Raw genomic sequence first — 12,724 nt, 5'->3', positions numbered from 1 at the left:
GCCGAGGGCCGCTGGGAGTGGTCCAGCGCGGACGAGGCCGGCGTCGAGGCGTGGTGGAACGAGGCCGGTCAGCCCCGGCGGCTCTACTTCCTCGCGGGCATCGACGCGCGAGCGGCCGCGCTGGAGGACGTGGAGGCGCTGGAGGCCAGCCAGGAGCGCGGCGTGCTGGCGCTGTTCCGGATGCTCAAGGGCCTGTCGCGGCTGGGCGTGCTCCAGCAGCGCCTGGAGCTGGTGGTCGTCACCGCGGACGCGTTCCCCGTCACCGGCACGGAGCAGGCGCGTCCGTCCGGCGCCAGCCTCCACGGCCTGTGCAAGTCGCTGGCGAAGGAGCACCCGCAGCTGGCGGTGAGCTGCATCGACGTGGGGGCGCGCGACGCGCTCCATGCCCCGGGCGTCCTCGTCTCCCAGCTGGTCGCGGAGCCGGAGCACAAGGGCCGTCTGGACGTGGCCCTGCGCGAGGGGCGCCGTCACGTCCGGCAGCTCGTCCCCGCCCGGCTGGAGGCTGCGGGGGACGGAGTCCTGCGCCAGAACGGCGTCTACGTCATCGTCGGCGGCCTGGGCGGCATCGGGCTGGCGCTCGCGGAGGACCTGGCCGGGCGCTTCCAGGCGCGGCTGGTCCTCACCGGACGCGGCCCCCTGACGGAAGGGCAGCGCGAGCGCATCGCGGCGATGGAGGCGCGCGGAGCCCGCGTGCTGCACGTCCGCGCGGACGTCACGCGCCCCGCGAGCATGCGGGACGTGATGGCCCAGGCGAAGGCGCGCTTCGGGGCGGTCCATGGCGTGGTGCACTCCGCGCTGGTCCTCCGCGACGCGCCCATCGAGCGCATGGACGCCACGGCGTTCGTGGAGGCGATGGATGCCAAGGTCCGGGGCAGCGCGGTGCTGGCCCAGGTGCTGAAGGACGAGCCGCTCGACTTCCTGGTGTTCTTCTCGTCCATCCAGTCCTTCTCGGGGAACGCGGGGCAGGGCAACTACGCCGCGGCCTCCCTGTTCCAGGACACCTTCGCCGGGTGGCTGGGCCGCTCCGCGCGCTTCCCCGTGAGCGTCGTCAACTGGGGCTACTGGGGCTCCGTGGGCGCCGTCACGGATCCGAAGTACCAGCGCGCCATGGAGCTGCGTGGCGTGCACTCCATCGAGGTCGCCGAGGGCCTGGAGGCCCTGCGCCAGGTGCTCGCGAGCAGCGCGCCCCAGGTGGTCGCCTTCAAGGGCTCCCCGGAGGCGCTGGCGAAGCTGGGCGTCTCCCAGGAGGAGCCCGTCGCGGTCGCGGGCCGCCGTCCGGCGCAGGGGCGCGAGGTCGCCCGGCCTCCAGAGCCGGTCCGCGCGCCCGTGGAGGCCCGTCCGTCACCGCAGTCGGTGCCCGTGCGGACGGGGCCGTCGCTCGCGGAGGTGGAGCGCCGCATCGGCCAGCTCACCAGCGAGGCGCTCAGCGTCAGCTCGGACGTCATCAACCCGGAGGTGCCGTTCTCGGACTACGGCGTCGACTCCATCACCGGCGCCGGGATGATCGAACGGATCAGCGAGGCGTTCGACCTCGAGCTGCCCATCACGGTCGTCTTCGACTACTCGAGCGTCCGCGCCCTGGCCCGCCACATCCTGTCCATCCTCGACGCGGCGAAGCCCCAGGCCGCCGCCGTGGCGCCGCCCGCGCGGGAGCCTGAACCGGTCTTCGTCAACCCGGAGCCGCCGCCCGCGTTCGTGTCCCCGCGCGTGGAAGCCCCGAGGCCGGTCCTCGCGACGGTGCCTCCTCCCGCGCCCCAGCCTCAGCCGGTGCGTGAGGCCCCCGCGTCCCGCCCGTCCTCGCGCTCCATCGCCGTCATCGGCATGTCGGGACGCTTCCCCGGTGCGCCCGACCTGGACACCTTCTGGAAGCGGCTGGCCGCGGGCGACAACCTGGTCGGCGAGATTCCCAAGGACCGCTGGGACATCGACGCGTACTACGACCCGGATCCTCGCAACCTCGACGCGACGAACTGCCGCTACGGCGCGGTGCTCGACGACATCGACAAGTTCGACGCGGCCTTCTTCAACATCGCGGGGCGGGAGGCGGACCTGTCCGACCCGCAGCAGCGCGTGTTCCTGGAGGAGGCGTGGAAGGCGCTGGAGGACGCGGGCTACGCGGCCCGGTCCATGTCGGAGAAGCGCTGCGGCGTCTACGTCGGCGTCGACGTGGGCGACTACGGCCAGCGCATGGCCCAGGCCGGCATCAAGCGCGAGGCCCAGGCCATCTGGGGCAACGACACGTCCATCCTCGCGGCGCGCATCGCGTACTTCCTCAACCTGAAGGGCCCGAGCATGGCCATCAACACGGCCTGCTCCTCGTCGCTGGTGTCCATCCACCTGGCCTGCCAGAGCCTGCTCGCCGGTGAGACGGAGATGGCGCTCGCGGGCGGCGTCTACGTCTCCACGATGCCCAACTTCCACATCTACGCGAGCAACGCGCAGATGCTGTCGGTGGACGGCAAGTGCAAGTCGTTCGCCGCGGGCGCCAACGGCTTCGTGCCGGGCGAGGGCGTGGGCGTCGTCGTCCTCAAGCCGCTGGAGGCGGCGCTGCGCGACGGCGATCAGATCCACGGCGTCATCCGCGCCTCCGCCATCAACCAGGACGGCAAGACGAACGGCATCACCGCGCCCAGCGCCGCGTCCCAGACGGAGCTGGAGGCGTCCGTCTACGAGGCGGCGGGCTGCGACCCGGCGACCATCACCTTCGTGGAGGCCCACGGCTCCGGCACGCGGCTGGGCGACCCCATCGAGGTCAAGGCGCTCACGGACGCGTTCCGGCGCTGGACGGACAAGCGCGGCTACTGCGCGCTCGGCTCGGTGAAGACGAACGTCGGGCACACCATCGCCGCGGCCGGCATCGCGGGCGTGCTGAAGGTGCTGCTGTCGCTGCGGCACGGGGCCATCCCCCCGTCGCTCCACTTCGACACGCCCAACGAGTTCATCGACTTCAAGAACAGCCCCTTCGTCGTCAACACGCGGCTGAAGCCCTGGGAGCCCGCGCCGTCAGCGCCCCGCAGGGCGGCCGTCAGCTCCTTCGGCTTCAGCGGCACCAACGCGCACCTGCTCATCGAAGCCCCGCCCGAGCAGCCCGCCCCGTCCGCCGCGCACGGCCCGCAGCTCCTCCCGCTGTCGGCCCGGACGCCGGAGGCCCTGAAGGCCGCCGCCACGCGGCTCGCGGACCTGCTGCGCCGTCAGCAGCCCTCCCGTCCCAGCGAGGCAGGGGGAGACAGCTCGCGCCTCCGCGAGGCGCTGCTGGAGGCCGCCGCGAGCATCCTGGACGTCCCGGCCTCGGCCCTGGATCCGGAGCGTCCCTTCGAGGAGGCCGGCTTCGACGTGGTCCAGCTCGCGGCGTTCGCGGAGGAGCTTGGCCGCCGGCTGGACATCGAGGTGCGCCCGCGTCTCTTCATCGAGTGCCGACCCTGGCGTCGTTGGAGCGGCACCTGGCGGAGCGTCAGCGCGGCGCCGGCGTGGAGGTCCTCCCGGAGGGCACGCCCGTCTCGCTCTCCGACGTGGCGTACACCCTCCAGGTGGGCCGCGAAGCGATGCCGGAGCGGCTGGCGGTGGTGGCTCGGGACGTGACCGAGGCCATCGACGCGCTGACCCGCTTCGCCCAGGGCCAGCCGGCCCCGGGCCTCTTCACCGGCAAGGTGGACGCGGCCCTGCCGCTCGCGGGCCTGCTCTCCGAGGGCCGCGCGGGCACGGCCTTCCTCCAGGTCGCGATGGAGGAGCGGCAGCTCTCCACGCTGGCGCAGCTCTGGAGCATGGGCGTGGAGCTGCCCTGGCGCACGCTCCACGGCGCGGAGCGGCCCCGGAAGGTGTCGCTGCCCACGTACCCGTTCGCGCGGGTGCGCCACTGGTTCCCGGAGTCGCGTCCCGTCACGCAGGAGGCCGCGTCGCTGCTCACGCCGCGCGTGGAGCAGGCGCTGCGCGACAGCACGGTGCGCGAGCTGCCTCCGCCCGCGAGCCGCGAGGACTACGAGCGCTTCAACTCGCTCATGCTGCTGGGCTTCTTCCAGCGCATGGGCGTCCTCCTCCGCTCGGGCGAGCGGTACACGGTGGACGGCCTGCGCACGAAGCTCCGCGTCGCGCCGGGCTACACGCGCCTGTTCTCCGCGCTGCTGAACATCCTGGCCCGGGCCGGCTACGTCCAGCTGGCCGGAGCGGACGTCACCACGCTGCCCGCGCTGGACGCGGCCGCGCCGCACCTGGAGCGGCACAGCCTGCAGGCGCGCGGTGAGCGCCTGGTCGCGCAGGCGCCGATGACCGCTCCGCACGTCGCCATCATGTGGGCGTGCTCGGAGCGCTACGGCGAGGTGCTGCGCGGAGAGATTCCCGCCACGGACCTGCTGTTCCCCCAGTCGTCGATGCGGCTGATGGGCCCCATGTACAAGGGCAACCCCGTCGCGGACTACTTCAACGCGCTGGTCGCAGACAGCCTGCGCCAGTACGTCGCCGAGCGGCTCGCGCAGCTTCCCGACGGTGGGAAGATCCGCATCCTGGAGGTGGGTGCCGGCACGGGCGGCACCACCGACCTGGCCCTGAAGGCGCTGAGCCAGTACGCGGACCGCATCGTCTACACGTACACGGACGTGTCGCGCTCGTTCGTCCAGTACGGCCGCGAGAACTTCCGCTACGGGTTCATGGAGTACTCGGTGCTGGACATCGAGAAGGACGTGGTGCCGCAGGGCTACTCGGCGGGCGCCTACGACGTGGTGCTCGCCGCCAACGTCCTGCACGCGACCGAGGAGCTGCGCCAGACGCTGCGCAACGTGAAGACGCTGCTGCGCCCCGGCGGCTGGCTGCTCCTCAACGAGGTCACCACCGTGCACGACTTCTCCACGGTGGCCTTCGGCCTGCTGCCCGGCTGGTGGCGCTTCAAGGACGACCTGCGGCTCCAGGACGCGCCGCTGCTCAGCAGCGACCAGTGGCGCTCCGTGCTGGGCGCCGAGGGCTTCCCGAAGGTCGTCGTGCTGGGCCACCCGGATCAGCACCGCTCCGACCTGGGGCAGAACATCATCATCGGCGAGCGCGACCGCCGGAGCCTCGCCACCGCCGCGAGGACCCTGGCCGTGTCGCCAGCGGTGGTGACCAACGGCCATGCCCGCGTGGGGCAGGGGACCGCGGTCTCCACTCCGAGGGGCAGACGGCCGGATCTGGAGTCGGTGATCGCCTCGTGCGTGGAGGCCGTCGTGGCGAACGGCGCCGTGCAGCTGGATCCGTCCAAGCCGTTCCAGGACTTCGGCGTGGACTCCATCTTCGCCGTCAGCATCATCGAGCGCATCAACGCGGCGCTGGGCATCGCGCTGCGCTCCACGGACCTCTTCAACTACGCGAGCGTCACGAAGCTGGCCGAGCACATCCGCGCCACCTTCCCGGCCGCCGATCCGGGAGCACGGCCCGCGCCAGCACCGGAGCCGGTCTCTCCGGCGACGCCCATCGTCGTGCAGGCGAAGCCCGAACCGGCACCGGCCGGTGACGACGGGCTCCTGGGCCTGCTGGACCGCATCGAGTCCGGGGAGCTGAACCTCGACGCGGTGGAGCGCTTCGTCGGGGGCGCGTCATGAGCCGCCAGGAGCCCATCGCGGTGGTGGGCCTCTCCGCCCGCTACCCCGGGGCGCGGGACGCGCGGGAGCTGTGGCGCAACCTCGTCGAGGGCCGGGACTCCATCCAGGAGGTGCCCCGCGAGCGGTGGGACCACGCCCGCTGGTACGACCCGGATCCGGACGCGCACAACAAGAGCGTCAGCCGGTGGGGCGGCTTCATCGACGACGTGGACCGGTTCGATCCGCTCTTCTTCAACATCTCCCCGCTGGAAGCGGAGTGGATGGATCCCCAGCACCGCCTCTTCCTGGAGGAGGCGTGGAAGGCGCTGGAGGACGCGGGCTGCGCGGCGGGGACGCTCGAGGGCCGGCGGTGCAGCGTCTTCGTGGGCTGCAAGGAGGGCGAGTACGTCCAGAAGCTCCAGGGGCAGGAGCTCAACGCGTTCACGCTGAGCGGCAACAGCGCGGCCATCCTCCCGGCCCGGCTGTCGTACCTGCTGAACCTCCGGGGCGCGAGCGTCCCGGTGGACACCGCGTGCTCGTCCTCGCTGGTCGCCGTCCACCTGGCGTGCGAGAGCATCCGGAGCGGCTCGTGCGACATGGCCATCGCGGGCGGCATCGCGCTGATGTTGACGGCGCGCACCCACGTGGTGCTCGGCAAGGCGGGCATCCTGTCGCCCCAGGGCCGGTGCCGGACCTTCGACGACGCGGCGGACGGCATCGTGACGGGGGAGGGCGTGGGCGTCGTCGTGCTCAAGCGCCTGGAGCAGGCGCTGGCGGACGGGGACCGGATCCACGGCATCATCCGGGGCTCGGGCATCAACCAGGACGGCAGGAGCAACGGCATCACCGCGCCCAGCGCGCCCTCGCAGCGCGCCCTGGAGCTGGAGGTCTACGAGCGCTCCGGCGTGCACCCGGACTCCATCGGCTACGTGGAGGCGCACGGCACCGGCACGAAGCTGGGCGACCCCATCGAGCTCCAGGCGCTCACGGAGTCCTTCCGCCAGCACACCGGCCGGAAGCAGTTCTGCGCCATCGGCTCCATCAAGACGAACATCGGGCACACGATGGAGGCGTCGGGCGTGGCGGGCCTCATCAAGGTCCTGCTGTGCCTCCAGCACCGCACGCTGGTGCCGTCGCTGCACTACACGCGCTCGAACCGGCACCTGGACTTCGCCAGCACGCCCTTCTTCGTCAACACGGAGACGCGCGAGTGGCGCACCGACGGCCAGCCGCGCCGGGCGGCGCTCAGCTCGTTCGGCTTCAGCGGCACCAACGCGCACCTCGTGGTGGAGGAAGCCCCGGAGCTTCCCGCGCGTCCGGCGTCCACGGCGCAGCGGCTCCACGTCCTCCCCGTGTCGGCGCACTCGGAGCAGGCGCTGCGGCAGCGGATGGAGGACCTGCGGTCGTGGCTGGACACGGAAGGAGCCCAGGCAAGGCTGGACGACCTCGCGCTGACGCTCCAGGTGGGCCGCAGCCACTTCGCGCTGCGCGCCGCCTTCCTCGCCCGGAGCACGGGCCACCTGAAGGACCTGCTCGACGCGGCCCTGCGCGGCGAAAGGCCGGAGGGGCTGTGGGTGTCCACCGCTGGAGCGCAGCCCGCCGCGCGCAAGGACGCCGGACTGCTCACGCTGGGCAACACCCTGCTGGCCGGTTCGCGCGCGTCCATGGCGGAGGCCGAAGCCTGGCGCCGCATGAGCGTGGTGGCCGGTCTGTACGTGAAGGGCTACGCGCTGGACTGGCGCGGGGCGCATGGCGCGGAGACCCGGCGGATCCCGCTGCCGACGTACCCCTTCGCCCGTGAGCGCTACTGGTCGGAAGGCGGACCGTGGAGTGACGCCGCAGCATCGGAAGGTTCGCCCGCGCTGCGGTCCTCCGCTATCTCGCTGGACCGTTCTCCTACGTCCGCCGCAGCGCGGTCTTCCGCCGCAGCGTTGGAAGGTTCGCCCGCGTCCGCCGTAGCTCGGTCTTCCTCCTCCGCCCCCACGGAGGGCGTGCTGCCCGTCCTGCGCGGGATGATCGCTTCGCTGTTGAAGCTGCCGGAGGCCACGCTCCAGCCCGACGAGGAGCTGATGGTCTATGGCTTCAACTCGCTGATTGGTGCCCGGCTGCTCCGTCGCCTGGAAGAAACCCACGGCGTCGAGCTCACCAACGCGGCGCTCCTCGAAGCCGGCACGCTCCGGCGGCTGGCGGAGCTGGTCGCTCGGGAGATGGGCGCGGTGACGGTGGCCACGGCGGTCCCCACGCCGCCACCGGCTCCAATCTCACTGCCCACGCCCGTGCGTGAGCGGCCCGTCGCCGTGGAGGTGATGCCCGGCCCGGCCCGTCATCCGATGTCCGCGGGACAGCTGGGCCTGTGGATGATCCAGCAGCTCTCCCCGGAGAGCAGCGCCTACAACGTGCCGTGCGCCTTCCGCATCCGGGGCACGCTGGACGTCCCCGCGCTGAAGGCCGCGCTCCAGCGGCTCTGGGGCCGGCATCCCAGCCTCCGCGCCCGCGTCGTGGTGGAGGACGCGCAGCCCCTGCTGGCGATGGCTCCCGCGTCGTCGGAAGTGCCGTTCGAAGTCCACGCGCTGCCCGCCGCCTCGCCCGAAGACGAACAGGCCTTCCTGGCGCGGCTGGGCTTCAAGCCGTTCGACCTCTCACGGGACGTGCTCGCGCGGGTGCACCTGGTGCAGCGGCCGGGCCGCGAACCGCTGCTGGTGCTCGCGGCGCACCACCTGGTCATGGACGGAAGCTCGCTCCAGCTCCTCGTCAGGGACCTGGAGGCGCTCTACCGCGCGGAGCGGACGCACGGGGACGCGGCGCTGGTGCCGCTGACCGCCACCTACGCGGACTTCGTCGCGTGGCAGGAGCGGATGCTCGCGTCCGATGAAGGCCTGCGCCACCGCGAGTTCTGGCGCAGCCGCCTGCTGCCGCCGCCCCCGCGCTCCAGCTGCCCACGGACCGGCCGCGTCCGGCGAAGCGGCGGCTGGAAGGCCGGGTCCACGCGACGACGCTCCCGCTGGAGCTGGCCCTGGACGCGCGCCGCCTGGGCGCCACGCAGCGCATCTATCCCTTCAGCCTGTTCCTCGCCGCCTTCAAGGCGCTGCTGCACCGCTACACGCAGCAGGAGGACCTGGCGGTCGGCGTGCCCGTGGCGGGCAGGCCCCGGACCGAGTTCGAGGACGTCGTCGGCTACTTCGTCAACGTGGTCTGCGTGCGCAGCCGCGTGGCGTCGGACCTGCCGTTCCTCGACTACGCGCGCTCGCTCCAGTCCACCCACCTGGAGGCGCAGGAGCACGCGGACTTCCCCTTCACGGAGATGGTGCGCGAGGCGGGCGGCGCACGGGACCGCGGCCTCATGCCGCTCATCCAGGCGCAGTTCGTCTACCAGAACTGGCTCGCCCAGGACGGCCTGGGCACGGGCGCGGCGGACGGCCTCGCGCTGGACGCCATCCTGGACCTCCAGCAGCAGGGCGAGTTCGACCTCTCGCTGGAGCTGGTGGAGACCGAAGGCCGCGTGCACGCCTTCTTCAAGTACGCCCCCGACCTCTTCGACGCCGCGACCGTCGAGCGCATGGCCACGCACTACGAGGCCCTGCTGCGCTCGGCGCTGCGCGACCCGCGCCAGCCCATCGGGACGCTGGAGCTGCTGGGCCCCGTGGAGCGCTACCAACTGGAGACGGAGTGGCGGCGCACCGCGCGGCCGTTCCCCCGCGAGAAGTGCGTCCACGAGCTCTTCGAGGAGCGCGTGGCACACGGTCCGGAAGACGTGGCCGCCACCTTCGAGGGCCGCCTCCTCACCTACGGTGAGCTGAACACCCGGGCCAACCGGCTCGCGGCGACGCTGCGGCAGGCAGGCGTGGGGCCGGACTCCATCGTGGCCATCGTCGCGGAGCGCTCGCTGGAGCTGATGGTCGGGCTGTACGGCGTCCTCAAGGCCGGCGGTGCGTACCTGCCGGTGGATCCGCGCTACCCGGCGGACCGCATCCGCTACATGCTCGAAGACAGCCGCGCGGACGTGGTGCTCGTCAGCGACGCGCGCTTCACGCCGGAGGGCTTCGCCGGGCGCGTGTTCGACCTGCGCGACGCGGCGACGTTCAGCGGTGACGGCGCGAACCTTTCGCCACGGGCCCGGCCGGACTCGCTCGCCTACGTCATCTACACGTCGGGCTCCACCGGCCGCCCGAAGGGCGCCATGCTGGAGCACCGCGGCCTCGTCAACCGGCTGAAGTGGATGCAGAGCCGCTATCCCCTGAGCCGGGGCGACGTCATCCTCCAGAAGACGCCGTACACCTTCGACGTCTCCGTCTGGGAGCTGTTCTGGTGGTCGCTGGAGGGCGCGAGCGTGGCGCTCCTGGCCCCGGGCGCGGAGCGGGACCCACGGCAGGTCGCGGACGCCATCGCGCGCGAGCAGGTGACGGTGCTGCACTTCGTGCCGTCCATGCTCGGCGTCTTCCTGGAGTACGCGCGGACGCTCGATGACGTGTCGCCGCTGTCCAGCCTGCGCCAGGTGTTCGCCAGCGGCGAGGCGCTGACGGTGTCCCAGGTGGAGCGCTTCAACGCGCTCCTGCACCGCCAGAACGGCACCCGGCTGGCGAACCTCTACGGGCCCACCGAGGCCAGCATCGACGTCTCCTCCTTCGACTGCTCGGAGCAGGAGACCCATGAGCGCATCCCCATCGGCCGGCCCATCGACAACATCCAGCTCCTCGTGCTGGACCGGGGCGGGCGCATGCAGCCCATCGGCGTGCCGGGGGAGCTGTGCATCGCGGGCGTGGGGCTCGCGCGCGGCTACCTCCACAACCCGGCGCTGACGGCGGAGCGCTTCGTCGCCCATCCGTTCGCGCCGGGCGAGCGCCTCTACCGCACGGGCGACCTGGCGCGCTGGCTGCCCGACGGCAACCTGGAGTACCTGGGGCGCCTGGACCGGCAGGTGAAGGTGCGCGGGCTGCGCATCGAGCTGGGCGAAATCGAGGCCGCGCTCTGCGCGCTGCCCGGCATCCAGCAGTCCTTCGTCGTGGCCATGCCCGCTCCGGAGGGCGCGGGCCACGACCGCGTGGTGGCGTACTGGGCGGGCGACGCGGCCCAGCCGCACACGCCGGAGGCGCTCCGGAAGCTGCTGGGCCAGCGGCTGCCGGAGTACATGGTGCCGTCCGCCTTCCTGCGGCTCCCGGCGCTGCCCCAGACGGCGCACGGCAAGGTGGACACCCGCGCGCTGCCTCCGGTGGAGCAGGGGACCGCCGCGGACGAGGCCTCGCGCGGCGAGGACGCGCGTCCGGGCCTGGAGGGCACCATCGCCGGCATCGTGCGGCAGCTGCTGGGCGGACGCGCGGTGGGGCGGAAGCAGAACTTCTTCGACCTCGGGTGCCACTCGCTCCAGCTCGCGCAGGCCGCCATCCGCCTGGGCGCGGCGCTGGGCCGGGACGTGCCGGTGGTGGCCCTGTTCGAACACCCCACGGTGGAGGCCCTGGCCCGTCACCTCTCTCCCGGGGCGCAGGAGCGCGGGCTGGCGGAGAGCGCGCGGCGCGGACAGCGGCAGCGGCGGATGCTCGCCGCGCTCGCGGCCCGCCCCGAGGACCCACGGGCCTGAGGCGACGACAGGCACGGCTGGAACTGGAAACAGACCTTTGAAGCCGCACGGTCCTCGGTTGGAGGGCCTGGCGGGATGGAGTGCGAAGCGTGCGTGACGATTCGAACGAGTCAGTGAACGGGCTGGATGTCGCCATCGTCGGCATGGCCGCGCGCCTTCCTGGCGCGAAGGACGTGGATCAGTTCTGGAAGAACCTCTGCGACGGCGTGGAGTCCATCCGCGTCTTCTCCGACGAGGAGCTGCTGGCGGCCGGCGTGGACCCCGCGGCGCTGAAGGACCCGAACTACGTCCGGGCCTCGCCGGTGCTGGACGACATCGAGTCCTTCGACGCGAGCTTCTTCAACTTCAGCCCGCTGGAGGCGAAGGTGATGGACCCGCAGCGGCGCCTCTTCCTGGAGTCGTGCTGGCACGCGCTCGAGGACGCCGGCTACACGCCGGAGGGCTTCGCGGGGACCATCGGCGTCTACGCGGGCGCGGGGCTCAACACGTACCTCTTGCAGAACGTGCTGGGCGACGAAGCGCTCGTGCGCAACGTCGGCCTGCAGCAGCTGCTCATCGCCAGCGACAAGGACTTCCTGCCGACGCACGTCTCCTACAAGCTCAACCTCACCGGCCCCAGCGTCAACGTCAACACCGCGTGCTCCACGTCGCTGGTGGCGCTGCACTTCGCCCGCCAGGCCCTCATCCTGGGCGAGTGCGACATGGCGCTCGCCGGCGGCGTGTCCCTCAACGTCCCGCACCTCGCCGGCTACCACCACGTGCAGGACAGCATCCTGTCCCCGGACGGGCACTGCCGCGCCTTCGACGCGCAGGCCCGGGGCACGCTGTGGGGCAACGGCAGCGGCGTGGTCGTCCTCAAGCGGCTGGCGGACGCGCTCGCGGACGGCGACGACATCCGCGCGGTCATCAAGGGCTCGGCCATCAACAACGACGGCTCCACCAAGGTGGGCTACACGGCCCCCAGCGTGGAGGGCCAGGCGAAGGTCATCGTCCAGGCGCTCGCGACGTCGGACGTGGCGCCGGAGTCCATCAGCTACGTGGAGGCCCACGGCACGGGGACGGAGGTGGGGGACCCCATCGAGCTGGCCGCGCTCACGCAGGCCTTCCGCCTGCACACCGACCGCAAGGGCTTCTGCGCCATCGGCTCGGTGAAGACCAACATCGGCCACCTCAACGCCGCCGCGGGCGTCGCTGGCCTCATCAAGGTCGTGCGCGCGCTGGAGGAGCGCAAGCTGCCCCCCAGCCTCCACTTCCAGACGCCCAACCCGAAGATCGACTTCGACAACAGCCCCTTCTTCGTCAACACCGCGCTCACGGACTGGAAGCGCGGGGAGACGCCGCTGCGCGCGGGCATGAGCTCGCTGGGCATCGGCGGCACGAACGCGCACGTCATCCTGGAGGAGGCGCCCGCGCGGCCCGCGCGGAAGGAGGACTCGCAGGACGAACAGCTGCTGGTGCTGTCCGCGCGAAGCCCGGAGGCGCTGGACCGCGTCACCGTCCTGCTGGCGGACCACCTGGAGGCGCACCCGGAGCTGTCCCTGCGCGACGTGGCCTTCACGCTCCAGCGCGGTCCGCCGCGCCCTTCGACCGTACCGGCGGGCCCGTGCGC

Annotated in this window: 4 protein-coding genes and 1 pseudogene; all 5 read left to right on the top strand. The window is 72.4% G+C overall.

The window, feature by feature from the left end:
• Nucleotides 1-3,579: SDR family NAD(P)-dependent oxidoreductase (locus ACLEQD_RS24040; RefSeq protein WP_410387064.1), on the top strand; the 3,579-nt coding region annotated here is incomplete at its 5' end.
• On the top strand, nucleotides 3,468-5,564 hold the full coding sequence (locus ACLEQD_RS24035; RefSeq protein WP_410387068.1) for a methyltransferase: 2,097 nt from the start codon (nucleotides 3,468-3,470) through the stop codon (nucleotides 5,562-5,564). The genes ACLEQD_RS24040 and ACLEQD_RS24035, both read left to right, overlap by 112 nt.
• Nucleotides 5,561-9,141: pseudogene (locus tag ACLEQD_RS24030) on the top strand (beta-ketoacyl synthase N-terminal-like domain-containing protein); the annotation flags it as partial. The gene ACLEQD_RS24035 and the pseudogene ACLEQD_RS24030, both read left to right, overlap by 4 nt.
• 42 nt (nucleotides 9,142-9,183) lie before the next feature.
• A complete protein-coding gene (locus ACLEQD_RS24025) occupies nucleotides 9,184-11,115 on the top strand; it encodes a non-ribosomal peptide synthetase (protein WP_410387066.1) in 1,932 nt (643 codons plus the stop codon).
• Between the two features lie 89 nt (nucleotides 11,116-11,204).
• A partial coding sequence (locus ACLEQD_RS24020; protein WP_410387062.1) for a type I polyketide synthase occupies nucleotides 11,205-12,724 on the top strand: 1,520 nt, incomplete at its 3' end.

This window comes from Corallococcus sp. 4LFB, assembly GCF_046520365.1.
GTDB classification, from domain to species: domain Bacteria; phylum Myxococcota; class Myxococcia; order Myxococcales; family Myxococcaceae; genus Corallococcus; species Corallococcus caeni.
Note: the sequence above shows the minus strand (reverse complement) of the source record. Positions and strands in the feature narration are given on the sequence as shown.